General features: G+C 60.7%; 19 protein-coding genes. 4 read left to right on the forward strand and 15 right to left on the reverse strand.

What is annotated here, in order from left to right; translation table 11 throughout:
* Window positions 1–2: 2 nt before the first annotated feature.
* The 6 genes from ccoO (ACS4NR_RS03650) to ccoN (ACS4NR_RS03675) form a co-directional block, all read right to left on the reverse strand.
* On the reverse strand, window positions 3–611 hold the full coding sequence (gene ccoO / locus ACS4NR_RS03650; protein WP_024164411.1) for a cytochrome-c oxidase, cbb3-type subunit II: 609 nt from the start codon (window positions 609–611) through the stop codon (window positions 3–5).
* Complete coding sequence (gene ccoN, locus ACS4NR_RS03655) at window positions 611–2,053, reverse strand: cytochrome-c oxidase, cbb3-type subunit I (RefSeq protein ID WP_007969186.1); 1,443 nt, start codon at window positions 2,051–2,053, stop codon at window positions 611–613. The genes ccoO (ACS4NR_RS03650) and ccoN (ACS4NR_RS03655) overlap by 1 nt, the downstream gene beginning before the upstream one ends.
* Window positions 2,054–2,535: 482 nt before the next feature.
* Window positions 2,536–3,489 (reverse strand): cytochrome-c oxidase, cbb3-type subunit III, encoded by a 954-nt coding sequence (gene ccoP / locus ACS4NR_RS03660; protein WP_456019110.1) that lies wholly within the window; start codon window positions 3,487–3,489, stop codon window positions 2,536–2,538.
* Window positions 3,486–3,683 (reverse strand): cbb3-type cytochrome oxidase subunit 3, encoded by a 198-nt coding sequence (locus tag ACS4NR_RS03665; protein WP_098968495.1) that lies wholly within the window; start codon window positions 3,681–3,683, stop codon window positions 3,486–3,488. The genes ccoP and ACS4NR_RS03665 overlap by 4 nt, the downstream gene beginning before the upstream one ends.
* Before the next feature lie 5 nt (window positions 3,684–3,688).
* Window positions 3,689–4,297 carry a cytochrome-c oxidase, cbb3-type subunit II gene (gene ccoO / locus ACS4NR_RS03670; protein WP_003223389.1) on the reverse strand — a complete coding sequence of 203 codons (609 nt, stop codon included), beginning with the start codon at window positions 4,295–4,297 and terminating at the stop codon, window positions 3,689–3,691.
* A gap of 10 nt (window positions 4,298–4,307) precedes the next feature.
* Window positions 4,308–5,732 carry a cytochrome-c oxidase, cbb3-type subunit I gene (gene ccoN, locus ACS4NR_RS03675; RefSeq protein WP_041067879.1) on the reverse strand — a complete coding sequence of 475 codons (1,425 nt, stop codon included), beginning with the start codon at window positions 5,730–5,732 and terminating at the stop codon, window positions 4,308–4,310.
* A gap of 95 nt (window positions 5,733–5,827) precedes the next feature.
* Between ccoN (ACS4NR_RS03675) and ACS4NR_RS03680 the strand changes: the two genes are divergently transcribed.
* Entirely contained in the window at window positions 5,828–6,505 is a 678-nt protein-coding gene (locus tag ACS4NR_RS03680) for an alpha/beta family hydrolase (RefSeq protein ID WP_166495609.1), read from the forward strand.
* A gap of 695 nt (window positions 6,506–7,200) precedes the next feature.
* Here the strand turns inward: ACS4NR_RS03680 and ACS4NR_RS03685 are convergent.
* The 4 genes from ACS4NR_RS03685 to inhA all read right to left on the reverse strand — a co-directional run bounded on the left by ACS4NR_RS03685 (window position 7,201) and on the right by inhA (window position 11,233).
* Window positions 7,201–7,668 carry a hypothetical protein gene (locus ACS4NR_RS03685; protein WP_253150101.1) on the reverse strand — a complete coding sequence of 156 codons (468 nt, stop codon included), beginning with the start codon at window positions 7,666–7,668 and terminating at the stop codon, window positions 7,201–7,203.
* Between the two features lie 182 nt (window positions 7,669–7,850).
* Window positions 7,851–9,416 (reverse strand): methyl-accepting chemotaxis protein, encoded by a 1,566-nt coding sequence (locus ACS4NR_RS03690; protein WP_253150102.1) that lies wholly within the window; start codon window positions 9,414–9,416, stop codon window positions 7,851–7,853.
* A gap of 102 nt (window positions 9,417–9,518) precedes the next feature.
* A complete protein-coding gene (locus ACS4NR_RS03695) occupies window positions 9,519–10,310 on the reverse strand; it encodes a CPBP family intramembrane glutamic endopeptidase (protein ID WP_456019111.1) in 792 nt (263 codons plus the stop codon).
* A gap of 236 nt (window positions 10,311–10,546) precedes the next feature.
* Window positions 10,547–11,233, reverse strand: a complete 687-nt coding sequence (gene inhA, locus ACS4NR_RS03700) for an isonitrile hydratase (protein ID WP_456019112.1) — start codon at window positions 11,231–11,233, stop codon at window positions 10,547–10,549.
* An 89-nt stretch (window positions 11,234–11,322) separates the two neighbouring features.
* Here inhA and ACS4NR_RS03705 point away from each other — a divergent pair, with 89 nt between their 5' ends.
* Entirely contained in the window at window positions 11,323–12,354 is a 1,032-nt protein-coding gene (locus tag ACS4NR_RS03705) for a GlxA family transcriptional regulator (protein WP_456019113.1), read from the forward strand.
* Here the strand turns inward: ACS4NR_RS03705 and ACS4NR_RS03710 are convergent.
* The 4 genes from ACS4NR_RS03710 to ACS4NR_RS03725 form a co-directional block, all read right to left on the reverse strand.
* Window positions 12,317–12,955: a BRCT domain-containing protein gene (locus ACS4NR_RS03710; RefSeq protein ID WP_253150105.1), complete on the reverse strand. Its 639-nt coding sequence runs from the start codon at window positions 12,953–12,955 to the stop codon at window positions 12,317–12,319. The genes ACS4NR_RS03705 and ACS4NR_RS03710 overlap by 38 nt on opposite strands.
* Before the next feature lie 12 nt (window positions 12,956–12,967).
* Window positions 12,968–13,357: a hypothetical protein gene (locus ACS4NR_RS03715; protein ID WP_166495614.1), complete on the reverse strand. Its 390-nt coding sequence runs from the start codon at window positions 13,355–13,357 to the stop codon at window positions 12,968–12,970.
* Window positions 13,358–13,748: 391 nt separating this feature from the next.
* On the reverse strand, window positions 13,749–15,575 hold the full coding sequence (locus tag ACS4NR_RS03720; protein ID WP_456019114.1) for a glycoside hydrolase family 15 protein: 1,827 nt from the start codon (window positions 15,573–15,575) through the stop codon (window positions 13,749–13,751).
* Complete coding sequence (locus ACS4NR_RS03725; RefSeq protein ID WP_456019115.1) at window positions 15,568–16,368, reverse strand: glucose 1-dehydrogenase; 801 nt, start codon at window positions 16,366–16,368, stop codon at window positions 15,568–15,570. Before ACS4NR_RS03725 ends, ACS4NR_RS03720 begins: the two co-directional genes overlap by 8 nt.
* Window positions 16,369–16,619: 251 nt before the next feature.
* On the opposite strand from ACS4NR_RS03725, the gene ACS4NR_RS03730 reads away from it, so the two are divergent.
* Window positions 16,620–17,792, forward strand: coding sequence for an MFS transporter (locus ACS4NR_RS03730; protein ID WP_456019116.1), 1,173 nt, complete (start codon window positions 16,620–16,622; stop codon window positions 17,790–17,792).
* Between the two features lie 111 nt (window positions 17,793–17,903).
* On the opposite strand, the gene ACS4NR_RS03735 is transcribed toward ACS4NR_RS03730, so the two are convergent.
* Window positions 17,904–19,037, reverse strand: coding sequence for a cupin-like domain-containing protein (locus ACS4NR_RS03735; RefSeq protein ID WP_166495618.1), 1,134 nt, complete (start codon window positions 19,035–19,037; stop codon window positions 17,904–17,906).
* A 132-nt stretch (window positions 19,038–19,169) separates the two neighbouring features.
* On the opposite strand from ACS4NR_RS03735, the gene ACS4NR_RS03740 reads away from it, so the two are divergent.
* Window positions 19,170–19,904, forward strand: a complete 735-nt coding sequence (locus ACS4NR_RS03740; protein ID WP_456019117.1) for a thioesterase II family protein — start codon at window positions 19,170–19,172, stop codon at window positions 19,902–19,904.
* Window positions 19,905–20,148: the final 244 nt, after the last annotated feature.

Below are 20,148 nucleotides of genomic sequence, written 5' to 3' on the forward strand. Positions count from 1 at the left end.
AATCACCGTTTGCTTTTGATGATGGTGCCCAGGCCCTGAAGGTAGGCCACCAGCGCGTCCATTTCGGTTTTGCCCTTCACGGCATCTTTTGCACCGGCGATGTCTTCGTCGGTGTAAGGGACGCCGAGCGTGCGCAACACTTCCATCTTCTTGGCCGTGTCTTTGCCGTCGAGCTTGTTTTCCACGAGGAACGGGTAAGCCGGCATTTTCGACTCAGGCACCACGTTGCGCGGGTTGTACAGGTGCGCACGTTGCCAGTCATCGGAGTAACGACCGCCGACGCGAGCCAGATCCGGGCCGGTACGTTTGGAACCCCACAGGAACGGGTGATCCCAGACACTTTCACCGGCGACCGAGTAGTGGCCATAGCGTTCGGTTTCAGCGCGGAACGGACGGATCATCTGCGAGTGGCAGCCGACACAACCGTTGGCGATATAGACGTCGCGGCCTTCCAGTTCCAGTGCCGAGCGCGGCTTCATGCCTTCGACCGGCTTGTTGGTGACGTCCTGGAAGAACAGCGGAACGATCTGGGTCAGGCCGCCAATGCTGACGGCGATGACCATGAAGAAGGCCAGCAGGCCAATATTCTTCTCGACAGCTTCATGCTTCATCAGTGAGCTCCAACAACAGCGATCTGGGCGGCGGCTTCGGCTTCAGCCGCGTTCGAGGCGCGCACGGTGCGCCAGACGTTGTAAGCCATCAGGAACATGCCGCTGGCGAAGAAAGCACCGCCCAGGGCACGGACGATGTAGCCCGGGTGGCTGGCCTGCAGCGCTTCGACGAACGAGTAGGTGAGGGTGCCGTCATCGTTGATTGCACGCCACATCAGGCCTTGAGTGATGCCGTTGACCCACATCGAGGCGATATACAGCACGGTACCGATGGTCGCGAGCCAGAAGTGCGCGTTGATCAGGCCGACGCTGTGCATCTGCGCACGGCCGAACAGTTTCGGGATCATGTGGTAGATCGCGCCGATCGAGATCATCGCCACCCAGCCCAGAGCGCCGGCGTGAACGTGGCCGATGGTCCAGTCGGTGTAGTGCGAGAGCGAGTTGACGGTCTTGATCGCCATCATCGGACCTTCGAAGGTCGACATGCCGTAGAACGCCAGAGACACCACGAGGAAGCGCAGGATCGGGTCGGTGCGCAGCTTATGCCAGGCGCCCGACAGGGTCATCATGCCGTTGATCATGCCGCCCCAGCTTGGCGCCAGCAGGATGATCGACATCGCCATGCCCAGCGACTGTGCCCAGTCCGGCAGTGCGGTGTAGTGCAGGTGGTGCGGGCCGGCCCAGATGTACAGGGTGATCAGCGCCCAGAAGTGCACGATCGACAGACGATAGGAGTAGATCGGACGCTCGGCCTGTTTCGGCACGAAGTAGTACATCATCCCGAGGAAGCCGGTGGTCAGGAAGAAACCCACGGCGTTGTGGCCGTACCACCACTGGATCATCGCGTCGGTCGCGCCCGAGTAGGCGGAGTAGGACTTGAAGAAACTTACCGGCAAGGAGGCGTGGTTGACGATGTGCAGCATCGCGGTCACGACGATGAATGCGCCGTAGAACCAGTTACCGACGTAGATGTGTTTGGTCTTGCGCTTGGTGATGGTGCCGAAGAACACCAGCCCGTAGGAGACCCAGACAATCGCCAGCAGGATGGCCAGCGGCCATTCCAGTTCGGCGTATTCCTTGGTGGTGGTGTAACCCAGCGGCAAGGTAATGATTGCGCCGACGATGACCGCCTGCCAGCCCCAGAAGGTGAAGGCGGCGAGGCTGTCGGAGATCAGTCGCGTCTGGCAGGTTCGCTGCACGACATAGTAGGAAGTGGCAAACAGTGCACAACCACCGAAGGCGAAAATCACCAGGTTTGTGTGCAACGGGCGCAGGCGTCCAAAGCTCGTCCACGGCAGACCGAAGTTCAACTCCGGCCAGACCAGTTGCGAGGCGATGAAGACACCGAGCCCCATGCCAAGGATCCCCCAGACCACCGTCATGATGGCGAACTGGCGGACTACCTTATAGTTATAAGCAGTCGGACTGATTGCTGTGCTCATTCTAAGGTTCCACGGTTTAGGTGTTTTATTAGGATTAAAATCGGCCGCAAGTATGCAGAGAGCAGGGGGTCATTGCAACGCGCCATGACCTGGGTCAATGCTTTCCAACGCTGATTCTGCGGCCTTTCCATACGCCGCGTAAGGTCAAAATTGGCCTCGGACAAAATGTCGCAGCGGACGAAAAAAGCGAGGGGGTCAGGTCGCTTGTAACGGGGTGTGTTCAAACGCTCAGTTCGGGTGACGGACGGTAAATGGCACGACAGCCGGTATCTACCGGCGTTTGCGGCCACATCAGTCAGCCGGTTCGCAGAACACAGCAGTCAGCGTTGACCTGGAACCAGCACAAGCCAGTCCGCATCGAGCAAGCGTAGACCCGAATCCGGGGAACCGAAAGGAGAGGGTGTGACGGGGTGCGACAATGCGTCGCAAAGGGGCGGGATGCTGCCGCACCGAGAATGGTGCGGCAGCGGTGTGTGCAATGCTTACTGTTTGCTGTCTTCAGTAATCAGTTTTTCTGTACTCAATCCATGGCTCAGGCTGTACACATAAGCGGCGAGCAATTGCACTTTATCATTGCCCAGCAATTCGTTCTGTGCCGGCATGTGACCTTGGCGACCATGGCGAATGGTCTGCTCAAGCTGCGTCAAACTGGTGCCATAGATAAACCCGGCCGGGTGCGTCAGATTCGGCGCGCCCATGGCTTCAGTGCCGTGGCCGGTTGCCCCATGACAGGCTACGCAGGTGGTGCTGAACGCTTGCTGTCCGGCTTGCAGGTCAGCCTTGCTGTCCGCGGGCAGCGGCAGGCCGGCCAGTTCGTGACGTACATACGCGGCGACGTTCTTCACCCCGGCTTCGCCCAGCACTTCGCCCCAGGCCGGCATCGCCGCCATCCGCCCACCCATGATGGTGGTTTTGATGGTTTCGGCGTCGCCGCCCCAGCGCCAGTCCTCGTCGGCCAGGTTAGGGAAGCCGAAAGCCCCCTTGGCGTCGGAACCGTGGCACACCGAGCAGTTGGAGGCGAACAACCGGCCACCCATTTTCAGCGCCTGCGGATCCTTCGCCACTTCCTCCACCGGCATGGCGGCGAATTTGGCGAAGATCGGCCCGAATTTGGCGTCGGCCTTGTTCATTTCCTTTTCCCATTCGTGCACGCCGGTCCAGCCGTCCTCGTAGCCGGGCAGGATGCCTTTCCAGTTGCCCAGGCCCGGATACAGGATCAGATAGCCCACGGAAAACACCAGCGTGCCGGCGAACAGCATGAACCACCATTGCGGCAGCGGGTTGTCGTACTCCTCGATGCCGTCGAAGCTGTGGCCCATGGTCTGGTCGACGCTGCCCTTGGTCTCGCCCCGGCGGGTGCCGATCAGCAGCCAGGTCAGGCCGATCAGGCTGCCGATGGTCAGTACGCAGATCCACGTACTCCAGAAGGTGGTCATGGCCGGGTACTCCTTGGTTCAGGTGCTTGGGTAATGTCGGGTTGCGGCTCGTCGGCGAACGGCAGCAGGCGCGCTTCGGCGAACTCCGGCGTGCGCTTGCGGTTGAACACCCAGATCGTCAGGCCGACGAAGGCGACGAACACCACGACGGTGCCGAGGCCGCGAATCAGCCCTGCACTCATTTCAATGATCATCGTGCTCACCTCTTGCTCTTGATCGCAGTGCCGAGCACTTGCAGGTAGGAGACGAGGGCGTCCATTTCGGTCTTGCCCTTGAGGCTGGCGACCGCGCCGCTGATGTCGTCGTCGGTGTACGGCACGCCGAGGGTGCGCATGGTCTTGAGCTTGGTTTCGGTGTGGCTGCTGTCGACCGCTTGCGTCACCAGCCACGGGTAGGCCGGCATTTTCGATTCCGGTACGACGTTGCGCGGGTTGTACAAGTGCGCGCGGTGCCAGTCATCCGAGTAGCGCGCGCCGACTCGGGCCAAGTCCGGCCCGGTACGTTTCGAACCCCAGAGGAACGGGTGATCCCAGACGCTCTCACCGGCCACCGAGTAGTGCCCGTAGCGTTCGGTTTCGGCGCGGAACGGGCGGATCATCTGCGAGTGGCAACCGACGCAGCCTTCGCGGATGTAGATGTCGCGGCCTTCCAGTTGCAGCGCGGTGTAGGGCTTCATGCCTTCCACCGGTTTGTTGGTGACGTCCTGGAAGAACAGCGGGACGATCTGGGTCAGGCCGCCGATGCTCACGGCGAACACCATCAGCAGCATCAGCAGGCCGACGTTCTTTTCAATCGTTTCGTGTTTCATGGCGGACTCCTCAGGCCATCTGCGCGGCAGCAACGACGTCAGCAGGCTGCGAGGCCCGCACGGTGCGCCAGGTGTTGTAAGCCATCAGGAACATGCCGCTGAGGAAGATCGCCCCACCCACCAGACGCACGATGAAGCCTGGGTGGCTGGCCACCAGGGTTTCGACGAAGGAGTAAGTCAGCGTGCCGTCCTCGTTGACTGCGCGCCACATCAGGCCCTGAGCGATGCCGTTGACCCACATCGAGGCGATGTAAAGCACGGTGCCGATGGTCGCGAGCCAGAAGTGCGCGTTGATCAGGCCGATGCTGTGCATCTGCTCTTTGCCGAAGACTTTCGGGATCATGTGGTACAGCGCGCCGATCGAGATCATCGCCACCCAGCCGAGAGCGCCGGCGTGAACGTGGCCGATGGTCCAGTCGGTGTAGTGGGAGAGCGCGTTGACCGTCTTGATCGCCATCATCGGCCCTTCGAAGGTCGACATGCCGTAGAACGCCAGCGACACCACGAGGAAACGCAGGATCGGGTCGCTGCGCAACTTATGCCAGGCGCCCGAGAGGGTCATCATGCCGTTGATCATGCCGCCCCAGCTCGGTGCCAGCAGAATCAGCGACATCACCATGCCCAGCGACTGTGCCCAGTCCGGCAGCGCGGTGTAGTGCAAATGGTGCGGGCCGGCCCAGATGTACAGAGTGATCAGCGCCCAGAAGTGCACGATCGACAGGCGATACGAATACACTGGACGTTCGGCCTGTTTCGGCACGAAGTAGTACATCATCCCGAGGAAACCGGCGGTGAGGAAAAAGCCTACGGCGTTGTGGCCGTACCACCATTGCACCATCGCGTCGGTTGCACCGGCATACACCGAGTAGGACTTGGTGAAACTCACCGGCAACTCAAGGTTGTTGACGATGTGCAGGATCGCCACGGTGATGATGAACGCGCCGAAGAACCAGTTGCCGACGTAGATGTGCTTGGTCTTGCGCTGCATGATCGTGCCGAAGAACACGATGGCGTAGGCGACCCAGACGATGGTGATCAGGATGTCGATCGGCCATTCCAGTTCGGCGTATTCCTTGGAACTGGTGTAACCCAGTGGCAGGCTGATCGCTGCCAATAGAATCACAAGTTGCCAGCCCCAGAAGCAGAACGCGGCGATTTTTGGCGCGAACAATTGCGTCTGGCAGGTGCGTTGCACCGAGTAGAACGAACTGGCGAACAGCGCGCAGCCACCGAAGGCGAAGATCACCGCGTTGGTGTGCAGCGGGCGCAGACGGCCGAAACTGGTCCAGGGCAAATTGAAGTTGAGTTCAGGCCAGACCAATTGGGCCGCGAGAAAAACCCCGAGCCCCATGCCGACGATGCCCCACACCACCGTCATAATGGCGAATTGGCGGACCACCTTGTAGTTGTAGGCGGTACTGATAGAAGTGTTCATGGTTCCCCATCCACGGTTCAGCCGAAGTGAGCGCGCGCAGAAAACGCCGCGAATCCTTCGTCTGGAGTTATAGGCAGACTAAAAGCGAGGCAAGCATGGACAAACAGCACAAGGCCAGTATTGACGGGGATCAATGGGCGCAGTGCGTGCGGGATCGTGGGTGGCTTTGGGACGCCGCTGTTGGCGAGGCTTCGGCGACTTTGATCCTGGCGCATGGGGCAGGGGCGCCGATGGACAGTGAGTGGATGACGGATATGGCTGGGCGCCTTGCTGCATCGGGCGTGAACGTGTTGCGGTTCGAGTTTCCGTATATGGCGCAGCGGCGGGTGGATGGTAGTAAACGGCCGCCTAATCCGGCGCCGAAACTGCTGGAATGCTGGCGTGAGGTGTATGGCTTGGTGCGACTTCATGTCGCTGGGGTTTTGGCGATTGGCGGGAAGTCGATGGGCGGGCGGATGGCCAGTCTCCTGGCTGATGAGTTGGGCGCTGATGCGCTTGTCTGTCTCGGTTATCCGTTTTATGCGGTTGGGAAGCCTGAGAAACCGCGGGTTGAGCATCTGGCTTCTTTGCGGACTCGGACGTTGATTGTTCAGGGGGAGCGGGATGCGCTGGGTAATCGGGACGCTGTCGAGGCTTACGATCTATCGCCGAGTATTGAGGTGTTTTGGTTGGCCTCTGGGGATCATGATTTGAAGCCGTTGAAGGTTTCCGGGTTTACGCATTCGGACCATTTGGCTTCGGCGGTGGAGAAGGTTGCCGGGTTTCTTCGTTGAGGTTTGGTTGGGGGGGATATCCGTTGCTGCGGGTGTGGCTGATTACGGTTTCGCCCTTACGGCGAGTCACTTTTGACAAACGCCTCAAAAGTAACCAAAAACGCTTGCTCCTGCGTTCGGCCCGCTCGCTGGGGCTCGGGGTTCCTTCGCTCCGGGATCCATCCGGGCGCAGCGCCTACGGTTTGCTTCGCTGCACCTCCTCTCGCTGTGTTTGGCTGCGCCAAACGGTCGCTGCGCTCCCACGCCCGGATGAACCCCTCCACTCAGCCTTCCGATGTCGCCCGTGGATCAAGATCAAGAGCTGCAGCCGAGCTTGCGCTCATCCTGTTGAGTGGTGAGGGGCAAGAGCGGTGCGCGTTCTGCTCTTGCCTTTGTGTGGAGCCTGACAGCCGACCATTCTCTTACTGATGTAACCCGGCCCCACTGTGGGAGCGGGCTTGCTCGCGAAGGCGGCCTGACAGCCGACCAATTCCTTACTGAAGTACCCGGCCCTACTGTGGGAGCGAGCTTGCTCGCGAAAGCTGTCTGCCAAGCGCCATCCATTTCAAACAGGCAATAAAAAACCGGAAACTTTCGCTAACCGGTTTTTCAGGATCAAAAGATCGCAGCCTGCGGCAGCTCCTACAGGGAGTCATTCTTGCAAATTACATTGAAGGGGTACTCCTCCGGAGTTGCTGCGAGCATGCCTGCCAAAGTTAGCCAGCATCCGACGGTCTCAGTCTCGTCATGGTGAAAGTCCCCTTGGGATTCAGGCGATAGCGATGACTTTTGAATACGGCCTCGAATGATCCCGTAGCGATGTCCGTTTCAGCATCATATTTAACGCTGAGGATCGCCGAGTCGGCGTCCACCGAAGCCATTCCGATAAATCCCGGTGGCGCAGGGATCCAATGGCTGTGGACAAATGTCAGCCCGTCGTCGAGGTTATAGACGCCCGTGAGTGCCTCATCGGATTGGTAGGGCAGCGTCATGGAGAACGAAAAATAGCTTTCATCGTCGAAATTTCCTGTTCCACCACTGATGGACCAATACCGCTGACCCAAGAACTCGTCCTGATAGAAAGATCTGAATTTCGCTGTTTTCCGTTTACCGCCCAATCTCCATTGAAACCTGTCATCACTGACGAGTGGTTTTTTCGGGAGAAACATAACGTGAGTGGTCATTGTTAAACCTGCCTTTTCGAGTAAGAGGAGGTGTTACAACCGACTGCAATTACGGTTTCTCTTGATACCCGCTCGGATAACGGTGCGTCTACTGTCAGATCTGACAGGTGCACAAGCAATAAAAAACCCGGAAGCTTTCGCTGTCCGGGTTTTTTGCGGGGAGATCAGCAAGTGTTTTGCTTTTAGCGGTTAAACCGCTCCACCAACGAATACTGGGTATTCGCCGTCTTGGTCAGCTCTTCACTCAGCAATGCCGAGTTATGCGCTTGCTCGGACGTCTGGTCTGCCAGTTCCGAAATGTTGCTGATGTTGCGGCTGATTTCTTCAGCAACAGCACTTTGCTCTTCGGTGGCCGCGGCGATCTGCGTGGTCATGTCGGTGATGTTGGCCACGGCTTCGCTGATGCCGACCAGTGCCTGATCCGCTTCCAGCACTCGTGCCACACCTTCTTCCGCCTGGCGATGGCCGGCTTCCATGGTCTGCACGGCACTCGAAGCCGTCTGCTGCAGCTTGGCGATCAAGGCATGGATCTGTCCGGTGGATTCGCTGGTGCGTTGCGCCAGTTGACGGACTTCATCAGCGACTACGGCAAAACCACGGCCCATCTCGCCGGCACGTGCCGCTTCGATGGCGGCGTTGAGGGCGAGCAGGTTGGTCTGGTCGGCGATGCCTTTGATCACGTCGACCACGCCACCGATTTCGTCGCTGTCCTTGGCCAGTTGGGTGACGGTCAGGCCGGTTTCGCCGACCACCACCGACAAGCGCTGGATGGCTTCGCGGGTTTCGCCGGCGATGTCACGGCCGCGACCGGTCAGACGGTTGGCTTCCTGCGTCGCGTCAGCCGTACGCTGGACGTGGCTGGCCACTTCCTGAGTGGTGGCGGCCATCTGGTTGACGGCGGTGGCGACCTGTTCGGTTTCCACGCGCTGACGTTCCAGACCGCTGGAGCTGTTGTGCGCCAGGGCGTCGGACTGTTTCGCTTGATCGGTCAGGTGCTCTGCAGTGTCCTGCAGACGGGTCAGGCAGGTTTTCAGGCGGGCTTCCTGGCTGAGGATCGACATTTCCAGACGCGCCTGCGCGCCACGGCTGTCGGTGTACATCTGCGCGATCAGCGGGTCGGAGGTAGTCTGTTCGGCCAGGCGCAGCAGGCGCTTGAGCCCGCGTTGCTGCCATTGCAGACCCATCAGGCCCAACGGTACCGACAGACCGGCAGCGAGGGCGAAGCCCCATTGCGAGTTCAGGGTCGCGCCGATCACGAAGCTCAACTGGCTGACCAGTATGAATGGCAGCCAGTCCTGCAGCACCGGCAGCCATTTGTCGCTGGAAGGAATTGCCGACTTGCCCTGGTTGATGCGTTGGTAGAGCGCTTCGGCACGGCGGATCTGTTCGGCGGTGGGTTTGATCCGCACCGACTCGTAACCGATCACCTGATTGCCCTCGAACACCGGTGTCACGTAGGCGTTCACCCAGTAGTGGTCACCGGATTTGCAGCGATTCTTGACAATGCCCATCCATGGCAAGCCTTGTTTCAGTGTGCCCCACATGTGCGAAAACACCGCAGCCGGGACGTCAGGGTGACGAACCAGGTTGTGCGGCGCACGGATCAGCTCTTCACGCGAAAACCCGCTGATTTCGACGAAAGCGTCGTTGCAGTAGGTGATCACGCCTTTGGCGTCGGTTGTGGAAATCAACCGCTGCTGAGCCGGGAAAGTCCGTTCGCGTTGTGTAATGGGCTGGTTATTACGCATGGTTTTTCAATCCGCAAGGCTTTGAAAGGTTGTCGGCGCTGTCAGGAAATTATTGAAGTTTTTTTTCAGATATAAGTACGGCGTCGCAAAACCGCTCTTGCTTCAACCGGCCAGCATCGGATAGGTGAACAGCGCAAAATGCAGCAGGTTCAGCCCGAAATGCGTGGCGATCGCCGCAGCAAGGCCACCAAAACGGTAGGCCAGACCATAGCCGACACCTGCCAGCCCCGCCAGCAACACCCAGTGCCATCCCGCGCCCACATGCGCCAGGGCAAAGATCAGCGACGCCAGCAGCAGAGCGAGGTTGTCGCCGTGGGGCAGGTGCTTGAACAGTCGGCTCAAGCCGCCCTGTATATAGCCGCGAAACAGCGCCTCCTCGACCAGCGTCACCAACAGCAGATTGTTCAGCAGCCACAGCCACGCCTGATCGGGCCACTTCGGCGCCCAGGCAATCATGCCGAACAACAGCGCGCCGCCCAGCGCCAGGACGGCGCTCAACGTCAGGGCGAGGACGCTGGCGTACACCGTCGAACGCAGCGTGCGTGCCGCGACAATCCATGGGCAGGCGAGCAACAGCCAGAAGCCGATCAAGGGTTTGTCCAGATTCAGGTACATCGCGAACGGCACGGCGTCGTCGGTGAAACGCAGCGGGGCGATGGCCCGGCCGTTGGCGAACCCCGGCAACCAGTGCAGCGCCAGTGACAGGGCGAGGAAGATAAACAGCGCGTGCCCCAGCAGACGCGCCACCGGCACTTGCTGTTGGCGTACGGCGAAACCGCTCACCAGCAATAGTCCCACGGAGATCAGCGCGAGCCAGCCGAGTTGGCCAAAGCTCAACGCCAATCCATAACCGAGGCTGAGAAGTGCCAGATAGAGCCATGGCAACGCCTTCATCGAAAGTCCTTGTGCAGAATTTTGTGGAAGGGCTTTCTACACGGGTGAGGGCGTTGGGACAAGTAAAGCTGTGGCGGGATGCGGGGACAGGCTGCAAACCTGAGGCCATTCACAAAACCCATTGTGGGAGCGGGCTTGCTCGCGAATGCGGTGTGTCAGGCGATAACAATCTCGACGGATACACCGCAATCGCGAGCAAGCCCACTCCCACAGTAGATCTGTGTGTAGCTGAGGGATCAGCGCAGATCGAGTTTCGCCGCCGCGCGCTCGGTGATTTCCGTGCGCAGTTTCAACGAAGGCGCCGCGCGGTGCCGAGCCTCATCGACGACAGCATTCGGCGCCGTCTGCGGGCTGCCCGATTCAAACGGCGGTGCCGGCGCATATTCCAGCTGCAGTTGAATCAACTGCGCCGCCTCGGCACCCACCAGTTCAGCCGCGAGCACCAGCGCAAAGTCGATGCCTGCGGTAATTCCGCCACCGGTAAACAGATTGCCGTCGCGTACCACCCGGTCCTGCACCGCAATCGCGCCGAGTTTCGGCAGCAGTTCGTGATAGGCCCAGTGGGTGGTCGCGCGTTTGCCTTTCAGCAGTCCCGCCGCGCCCAGTACCAGCGAACCGGTGCACACCGACGTCACATACCTGGCCTGCGCCGCCTGGCGTTTGATGAACCCCAGCGTCTGCTCATCTTCCATCAGCGGCCCGACCCCGGCGCCGCCGGGAATGCAGATCACATCCAGATTCGGGCAGTCCTCGAAGGTGGTGGTCGGTTTCAACAGCAGGCCGGTGCTGGCGGTGACCGGCACCAGATCTTTCCAGATCAGATGCACCTGCACGTCCGGCAGCGAGGCCAGTACGTCATAGGGACCGGTCAGGTCGAGTTGCTGCACCTGCGGAAATAACAGAAAACCGATCTGCAACGTCATGGGGTTTTTCTCCAGTTGAGGGGTGGACGGCTTCACTGTAGGCGCGTAGGTTCTGGCGTATACGCCAATAACCCCACGAATTACGCCAAATGCCCAAAGCCATTCACGTACTCGCGTTCGCCAACATGCAGATCCTCGACGTCACTGGCCCGCTGCAAGTGTTCGCCTCGGCCAACGACATCGCTCGCCAACGCGGCTTGCCGGTGCCTTATACGCCGTCGGTGATTGCCAGTGAGGGCGGCGCGGTGATGTCGTCGGCGGGGTTGGCGGTGCTCGCCGAACCGTTGCCGCAAGACGCCAGCGACACGCTGATTATCGCGGGTGGTTGGGGGATCTATCCGGCATCCGAAGATGAGTCGCTGGTGGATTGGGTACGCGAGCACGCAGCGAAATGTCGACGCGTCGCCTCGGTGTGTACGGGGGCATTTCTACTGGCGGCCAGTGGCTGGCTCGACGGACGTCGCGTGGTCACCCACTGGACCCGCTGCGAACAACTGGCGCAGCAGCACCCGAAGTTGCAGGTCGAAGCCAACCCGATTTTCATCAACGACGGCCCGGTCTGGACCTCGGCCGGCGTTACCGCTGGCATTGATCTGGCGTTGGCGATGGTCGAGGAAGATCTGGGCCGCGACATCGCCCTCGACGTCGCCCGGCATCTGGTGGTGTTCCTCAAACGCCCCGGCGGGCAATCGCAATTCAGCGTGACCCTGGCCCTGCAGAATCAGGGCAATCGCTTTGATGAGCTGCACGCCTGGATCGCCGAAAACCTCACCTGCGACCTCGGCGTCCCGACCCTGGCCGAACAGGCCGGCATGAGCGAACGCAGCTTCGTCCGCCACTACCGCGCCGACACCGGCCAGACCCCGGCCCGCGCCATCGAACTGATCCGCGTCGAAACTGCGCGGCGCCTGCTCAGTGATACAGGGCTGCCGGTGAAACGGATTGCGGCCAATTGCGGGTTTGGCAGCGAGGAGACGTTGCGCCGCAGTTTCCTGCGGGCGATCGGGGTGACGCCTCAGGCGTACCGGGAGAGGTTTTCGGTCAGTGCTGGCGAAGCAGATTCAGCGATGCCCTTCGGGGCAATTACCCGAACAGAACCTTCTGCCAATGATCTTCGCTGATGATCGCAATCGGCACGCCGCTGTCTCTCAGTTCAACGGCCTTCTTGATCTTGGTGCCGTAAGAGCTGTGAAGCCACTGATCATTGCCAATGCTGCCCACTACCAAATAGTGAATCTTTTTGCTGACGGAACCACCAATAAGGCCGCCGCGTTCAAGGATCTGCGACTCACATTCTTTACGTGGTCCATAGGCCATGACGCCTGTAAACAGGAAGACCCGATCAACCAGGCATAACTGCGGGGCAGGGTTGTCGAGAGGAAGGCTGGTCGGAGCGGCAAACGTTGTTGTTTGTGTTGGTGCGGTTGGCAGACCGGTGAACTGATGCAGCATTTCCAGCAGCTCCGCAGACTCGTCGGCGTCCAGAACTCCGTCGCTGAGCATGTCGGCAAGACGTCTGTAAAGGATGTTCACAACCGGATCGTCCAGGTGCACCAAATGGGTTTCAATCCAGGTTCTGAGAAACTCGGCCTCTTGCTGGTTGATCGTGCCGTCAGCGGCAAGCCCGGCTGCGATGCCGATGAGAGCATCGACTGAGCGCCGCTCGATCCTTGCCTGGTGAAAGAACACGCTGCTGTGAAATTCCTGATGCAAATCGACCATCGTTGCTTCTCCTTAAGCCTCGGCTTCCGCCACCTGATTGAAGTACTTCGTCCGATCCGGGGTAAACGTCACCCGCATCTTCGTTCGCGAGCAGGTCAGCGAGCGCTCTTCACCCAGAGCAATATCCAGATCCTCGCCACGCAAGCCCTGCCACTGCGCCAGGTATTTCAGCGAGCCGTATTTCTCGTTTTTCTTCAGGCTGCGGCTCACGCCGCCTTTCCAGCCGAGTACCGGCAGTTCGCCGGCGAGGCATTGTTGGGCGAGGTCGGGGAAGCGGGTGGCGCGCTGGCGGCCGATTTCCCAGCACTTGATCAGGCCTTTGTCGGCGGCTTCCCAGAGTTGGGTGCGGGTCAGGCCGGTGCGCAGGGGCGTGGCGATGGGGCGGTGGACGTGCTGGGTCATTCTGGTTCCTTGAATTCGGGTTTTATTGGACAGCTCCGCTGTGCCCGTTGCGGTGGATGGTAGGGGGGGATGTAACAGCTGGCAACAGGGTATTTCAGGGTGTAAGTGCAGGTTGCGGGGGAGGGAGTGGTTCGGGTTTGTTTAGACGGAGTAGGGGCTGAATGACCTGGCATGTGGCGAGGGAGCTTGCTCCCGCTCGGCTGCGAAGCAGGCGCAAAGCCAGGCAATGCGGTTCTTCTGAAGAAATGATGGCGCAGGGATTGGGGTCGCTTCGCGACCCGGCGGGAGCAAGCTCCCTCGCCACAGAAACTCACCAACGTTTATTTTTGTGTAGGAATTCGTCCTGCAAAATCCGAGTTGAAGGGATATTTCCGACAGAGTGCGGCGAATATTACGGCTGCCACTCACCCTTCTCCCCACTCAAACGCCGATCAAGAAAACTCGCCGCACTGATCAGCGCCAGATGCGTCAGCGCCTGCGGGGTGTTGCCCAGATGCCGGCCATGGCTATCAAACTCTTCGGCGTACAGCCCCAGCGGGTTCGCATAACGCAGCAATTGCTCGAATTCCAGATGCGCCTTTTCCACCTGACCGGCCCGGGCCAGGCATTCGACGTACCAGAACGAGCAAGCGGCGAAGGCGCCTTCGGTGCCGGCCAAACCGTCGATGTTGGCGTCATCGTTACGGTAGCGGTAGACCATGCCGTCGCGCACCAGAGACTTTTCGATCGCTTCCAGAGTCGACAACCAGCGTGGGTCCTTGGCGCTGACGAAACGCACCAGCGGCATCAGCAGCATCGAGCCGTCGAGCGCGGTGCCGCCCTTGTACTGGACGAAATGCCCGCGCTCTTCGTCCCAGAAGTTGTCCCAGATGTCGGCGTAGATCGCCTGCCGGGTCTGATCCCACTGGACGAACGGCGCGGGCAGCGAGCGTTTCGAGGCCAGGCGGATGGCCCGGTCAAGCGCCACCCAACACATCAGTCGCGAGTGCAGGAAGTGATGCTGCTCACCGCGCATTTCCCAAATGCCTACGTCGGTTGTCTGCCAGGTCTCACACACCTGATCGACCACTTCGCGCACATGGTTCCAGCCCTGGTGGGAAATCGCGTCGCCGTACTTGTTGACCAGGTACACCGCGTCCATCAGTTCGCCAAAGATGTCGAGCTGAATCTGGTCGTACGCGCCATTGCCGATGCGCACTGGTTGCGCGCCGCCATGACCGCAGAGGTGAGAGAGTTCGGTTTCCGGCAGTTCCTGACGACCGTCGATGGCATACAGAATGTTCAGTTTCGTTGGCTGGCCGCAGCAATCGCTGACCCGCCCGCGCAGCCAGCCCATGTAGGCGTTGGCCTCATCGACAAAGCCCAGACGCATGAACGCGTAGACCGTGAACGAGGCGTCGCGGATCCAGGTGTAGCGATAGTCCCAGTTGCGCTCGCCGCCGGGGGTTTCCGGCAGGCCGAAGGTGGCGGCGGCGAGGATTGCGCCGTGCTTGCGCGAGGTCAGCAACTTAAGCGCCAGTGCCGAACGATTGACCATCTCCCGCCAGCGCCCGCGGTAGTTGGACTGGCCAATCCAGTCGCGCCAGAACTTCAGCGTGCGCTCCAGGCACATTTTTGCGCCGTCATCCTTGAAGCGCGGATCGTCGGCGCCACCGAGGACGAATTCGGCGTGCTGATCCTGTTTCAAGTTGAAGGAAGCAACGGCCGCTTCGCCATCGATGTGCAGCGCCTGATCCGCCACCAGCCGCAACGAAGGCTGACCCTCGGCGCTGAAAATCACCGATTGTTGATCCATCTGCGCCCGAGTGTTGGCGCGCGCGTAGTCATGGCGCACTGCGCAGCGCATGTGAAAGGTCGCTTCACCGCTGACCACCCGCACCCGGCGCATCAGCAGCGGCAGGTCATCGACACTGTCGCCGATCGGCAGCAGGTCGGTGATTTCCACCACCGCATACTCGCTGAGCCAGCGCGTCTGCAGCACGTTAGTGTCCGGCAGGTAGATCTGCTCGCGCCGGGCATCTGGCAAGTCCGGCGCGAGCTGGAAAATTCCTGCCTCGGGCGTGTCCAGCAACGAACAGAAGATCGACGGGCTGTCGAATTCCGGCCAGCAGAAAAAATCCACGCTGCCCTTGTCGTTGACCAGTGCGGCACTGCGCAGGTCGCCGATGATGCCGTGGGCGTCGATCGGGCTTTGTCGTTCAGGATGATGCTCAGCCATTGCCACGAAACTCCGGATAAAGACTCATGCCGCCGTCGATGAACAGGGTGGTGCCGACGATGTAGTCGGCGGCGTCGGAGGCGAGAAAGACCACCGCGTTGGCGATGTCTTCGACGTCGCCGATGCGCCCGTAAGGGATCAGCTCCAGCAGTTTTTCACCGGCAGCGCCTTCGGTGGCTTGCTGATTGATTGCCGTGCGAATCGCCCCCGGCGCGATGCCGTTGATGCGGATGCGCTGCTGGCTGACTTCCTGGGCGAGGGTCTGCATCAACTGATCGACGCCGCCCTTGGACGCCGCATAGTTGACGTGCCCGGCCCACGGAATGCGTTGATGCACCGAACTCATGTGAATGATCTTGCCGGCGGCACGGGACACGCCTTCGCGCACCCCTTGGCGGTTGAAGATCCGCAGCGCGGCGCGGGCGCAGAGAAACTGGCCGGTGAGGTTGACGCCGATCACCGTGTTCCAGTCTTCCAGGGTCATGTCGACCGCCGGCGCATCCTTTTGCAGGCCGGAATTGGCCACCAGAATGTCCAGCGCGCCAAAGGCCTCGAGGGTCTCGGCGAACAACCGTTCGACCTCGTCTTCCTTTGAAATATCGGCGCCGATGGCCAGCGCCTGACCGCCGTCGGCGATGATTTGTCGCGCCAGCGCTTCGGCAGGTTCCGCCTGACGGTTGTAATTGATCACGACAGCTGCGCCGGCAGCGGCCAGCGCTTTGGCGGCGGCGTGGCCGATGCCGGAGCTGGCGCCGGTGACCAGTGCCACTTGGCGGGCGAGGGATATTTGCATGCGAAGTCGTGCCTTGATTGAGGGCTTATTTAGCTGACTGGTTGCAAGCCGGGAGAGTTCATTCGACGGTGCGGTGTTGTGGTGAATATGCCGGCCTCTTCGCGAGCAGGCTCGCTCCCACGGTTAGAATGCGTTGCCCCTGTGGGAGCGGGCTTGCTCGCGAAGAGGCCTTCACATTCCACCAACAATTCCTCGCTTCCACGCTCGTCTGCCTTTATGGCAACTTGGCGGCCCTTGATGAGGCTGTCCCCATGGCAAACCCCTACCGCGAATTATTCACCGCCCCCGGCGCCCGGGCTTTTGTACTGGCCGGGATGATCGCGCGCATGCCGATTTCCATGACCGGCATCGGCGTGATCACCATGCTTTCGCAGCTCAAGGGCGGGTACGCGCTGGCCGGTGCGGTGGCGGCGACGTTTGCCCTCGCCACGGCGTTTTGTGCGCCGCAGGTCTCGCGTCTGGTGGATCGTTTCGGCCAGGGCAAAGTGCTGCCGCTGTCGGCATTGATCGGTGGCGGGGCGCTGCTGATGTTGCTGCTGTGTACGCGTTTGCAGGCGCCGACCTGGACGCTGTTCATCTTCGCCGCGCTGGCCGGGTGCATGCCGAGCATGTCGGCGATGGTGCGTGCGCGCTGGACCGAGATCTATCGCGGCCAGCCGCAATTGCAGACCGCCTACGCGCTGGAATCGGTGCTCGATGAAGTCTGTTTCATCGTCGGCCCGCCACTGTCGGTGGGTTTGTGCGTGGTGGCGTTTCCCGAAGCCGGGCCGTTGGCCGCGCTGCTGGCACTGGCGATCGGCGTGACCGCGTTTGTTGCTCAGCGCAGTACCGAGCCGGCGGTGCACCCGCAGGAATCACAGCATCAGGTTTCGATCATTCGCTCGACCGACGTGCAATGGCTGCTGGCATTGATGCTCGCCATGGGCGTTATCGTTGGCGTCGTCGATGTGGTCAGCGTCGCCTTCGCCCAGCAGCAGGGCCAGCCGGCGGCGGCGAGCATCGTGTTGTCGGTGTACGCCATCGGCTCGTGTCTGGCCGGTATCGCGTTCGGCGCGATGCGTTCGAAACTGCCGTTGCCGCGTCTGTTTCTCTACGGCGGCGTGGCGACGGCGGTGACCACACTGCCGTTGTTGCTGGCGAGCAATATTGTCGGTTTGTCGCTGGCGGTGTTTGTCGCCGGGCTGTTCTTCTCGCCGACGCTGATCGTGGCGATGGCGCTGATCGAGCGCATCGTGCCGCCGGCCAAATTGACTGAAGGCCTGACCTGGCTGGTGACGGGCTTGAGCATCGGCGTGGCGATTGGCGCCGCCGGCTCGGGCGCTCTGGTGGATGCTTTCGGTGCACGCAGCGGATTCTGGCTGGCGATTATGGCGGGGGCGGTGGTCCTCATGTCGGCAGTACAAAGCTTCCGCCATTTGAAATGAGCTCACCATTGTGGGAGCGGGCTTGCTCGCGAAGGCGTCAGATCAGTCGACATCGATGTTGAATGAACGACCGCTTTCGCGAGCAAGCACGCTCCCACAGGATTTACGGGGTTACCAGCCTCTGCCCGAATTCACCCAGAAATTCACTGACAGCGACGTCGACACCGATTCCACCTGATGGAACCAGCCCTCCGGCAAAAACAGCAGATCCCCGGCCTCCAGCGTCACGCGCAGGAATGTCACATCGCGTGCTGCAGGAAAGCGCTCATAGTCCGGCGCATCGGGGTTGAAGTCGCAGCCGTCCAGGCCACCCTTTGGCGCCGTCGACCAGGTGCCCAGTGCTTCGCGGTGATGCGGGGCGGCGAGGGTGAACTGCTTCTGGCCCCAGACCTGCGCGAACAAGTTGTCGGTGTCGTCGCGGTGCAGCGGCGTCAGCGTGCCTTTGGGGCCGATCCAGATCCGTGGCGGGATGAACAGCGAGGCATCGAAGTAGGGCGGGTACTTGATCTGCTGCAGCAATTGCGCCGGCAAGATGTTGTTGCCCATGTAGGCCGGCGGTTCGCCGTCAGCCCGTTTGACTGCCGGTTGATCCAGCGAGGCAATGAACTCGGCCATCGACGTCGAGCGGAAATCACGTTCGGTGGAAAAGGTTTTCTTCACGTAATCGCCGTGGCGGGTGATGCCCTGCAGTTCGGCGAAATGCACCAGTGATTCTTCGCGACTGAGCTTGAACAGCGGCCAGTCCTGCAGGGCATTGCTGATCACCACCGGGATGCCGTTGGGCAAATACTTGCTTTTGAACTCGCTGACCGACAAATCATTGCGCGCATGGCGCTCGATGCGGGTCTGAGTCGGCAGGCCGGCGGTGAGTTTTTCGCTGAAGCGTGGCGGGGTCGGGTAGCGCTTGTTCATGTCGACTTTTTCCACCACGGCGCCACCGTGCATCGCATGCTCGATGATCTGCGGCAGCAGCGTCGCCAGGCCCATGTTGCCGCCGATTTTCAGACGGCCGCTGGCGAACAGTTCTTCGACATTGACCCGGCCGCCCATGATCCCGAGAAAATCGCTCTCGGCCACTTCAATGGTCACGTCGGGGCTGGGATGGCGTCCGGGCGCGGTGCGGCTGCTGGCCTTGACCTCGGACCAGTAGGCCTGCTGCGGGCCAAACACGAATTGGAAAACGCCTTCGATGCCGACGGCACCGGCGTTGGCGAACAACTTGCCCAGGATGCTCTGCAGGTCCACGGTGAATCCTCATTATTGGTTTTGGCCTGAACAGTTAACGAGCGCCTGTTGGTGCAATTTACCGGTGCACGACTAATTTGCCGGGCGGGTAATCCGTTTCTCTCTACAGACAAATTTTTCGAGGAAAGCCGGGTGAACAAGCTGACCCTGCTGTGCCTGCCGTACTCCGGCGCCAGCGCCATGGTCTACAGCCGCTGGCGGCCAAAACTGCCGCAATGGCTGCAATTGCAACCGGTGGAACTGCCGGGGCGCGGCGCACGTTTCGACGAGCCGCTGCACACGGATATGCGTGTGCTGGCGATGCAACTGGCCAAGGAATTGCGGCCGAATCTCAAGGCGCCGTATGCGTTGTTCGGCCATAGTCTGGGCGCGTTGCTGGCCTGCGAAATCGCTCATGCGTTGCGCCTGTTGGGCTGTCCGGAACCGGTGGCGCTGTTTGCCTCGGGCACGGCGGCGCCGACGATGCGCGCCGATTACGATCGCGGTTTTGCCGAGCCGAAAACCGACGCCGAACTGATCGATCAGTTGCGCACACTCAACGGCACCAGCGAAGAAGTGCTGGCCAATGCCGAACTGATGAGCCTGACCCTGCCGATCCTGCGCGCGGATTTTCTGCTCTGCGGCAAATTCGAGCCGTTGCAGCGGCCGTTGCTCAACTGCCCGGTGCACGTACTGGGCGGCAAGGCAGATCGCGCGACCACCGAGCAACTGATCGCCTGGAGCAAGGAAACCCGCGGCAGCTTTTCGGTGGACATGCTCGCCGGCGGGCACTTCTTCATTCATGAGCATGAGGCCAAAGTGCTCAAGGTGATCAAGGATCAACTGGAAGGGCATCATCGTCGGCATGCCATGGCCGCCACCGCCTGAACAGCGCATCACCCAATGTGGGAGCGGGCTTGCTCGCGAAAGCGGTATTTCAGTTATTGCATCGTTGACTGACACACCGCTTTCGCGAGCAAGCCCGCTCCCACATTTGATTTGTGTTCATGAAAAAAGCCGCTCAACCGCCCGCCTGACAGTTGTTCTCATTCGCTAATTTTTCCGGTCTGCATTCGTTTTATAGGGACGACGTGCCTTTGTGCTTCCTGCCTACTGATCCGGATGCTGAGAA

Source organism: Pseudomonas sp. JQ36 (assembly GCF_053851495.1).

Coding starts and splice junctions, on each gene's coding strand:
- ccoN (WP_041067879.1), bottom strand. CDS start 5,732: ATGAACACTTCTATCAGTACCGCCTACAACTACAAGGTGGTCCGCCAA.
- inhA (WP_456019112.1), bottom strand. CDS start 11,233: ATGACGTTGCAGATCGGTTTTCTGTTATTTCCGCAGGTGCAGCAACTC.
- ACS4NR_RS03685 (WP_253150101.1), bottom strand. CDS start 7,668: ATGACCACTCACGTTATGTTTCTCCCGAAAAAACCACTCGTCAGTGAT.
- ACS4NR_RS03710 (WP_253150105.1), bottom strand. CDS start 12,955: ATGGTCGATTTGCATCAGGAATTTCACAGCAGCGTGTTCTTTCACCAG.
- ACS4NR_RS03725 (WP_456019115.1), bottom strand. CDS start 16,368: ATGCAAATATCCCTCGCCCGCCAAGTGGCACTGGTCACCGGCGCCAGC.
- ACS4NR_RS03705 (WP_456019113.1), top strand. CDS start 11,323: ATGCCCAAAGCCATTCACGTACTCGCGTTCGCCAACATGCAGATCCTC.
- ACS4NR_RS03680 (WP_166495609.1), top strand. CDS start 5,828: ATGGACAAACAGCACAAGGCCAGTATTGACGGGGATCAATGGGCGCAG.
- ACS4NR_RS03715 (WP_166495614.1), bottom strand. CDS start 13,357: ATGACCCAGCACGTCCACCGCCCCATCGCCACGCCCCTGCGCACCGGC.
- ACS4NR_RS03695 (WP_456019111.1), bottom strand. CDS start 10,310: ATGAAGGCGTTGCCATGGCTCTATCTGGCACTTCTCAGCCTCGGTTAT.
- ACS4NR_RS03730 (WP_456019116.1), top strand. CDS start 16,620: ATGGCAAACCCCTACCGCGAATTATTCACCGCCCCCGGCGCCCGGGCT.
- ccoO (WP_024164411.1), bottom strand. CDS start 611: ATGAAGCATGAAGCTGTCGAGAAGAATATTGGCCTGCTGGCCTTCTTC.
- ccoN (WP_007969186.1), bottom strand. CDS start 2,053: ATGAGCACAGCAATCAGTCCGACTGCTTATAACTATAAGGTAGTCCGC.
- ACS4NR_RS03720 (WP_456019114.1), bottom strand. CDS start 15,575: ATGGCTGAGCATCATCCTGAACGACAAAGCCCGATCGACGCCCACGGC.
- ccoP (WP_456019110.1), bottom strand. CDS start 3,489: ATGACCACCTTCTGGAGTACGTGGATCTGCGTACTGACCATCGGCAGC.
- ccoO (WP_003223389.1), bottom strand. CDS start 4,297: ATGAAACACGAAACGATTGAAAAGAACGTCGGCCTGCTGATGCTGCTG.
- ACS4NR_RS03665 (WP_098968495.1), bottom strand. CDS start 3,683: ATGATCATTGAAATGAGTGCAGGGCTGATTCGCGGCCTCGGCACCGTC.
- ACS4NR_RS03690 (WP_253150102.1), bottom strand. CDS start 9,416: ATGCGTAATAACCAGCCCATTACACAACGCGAACGGACTTTCCCGGCT.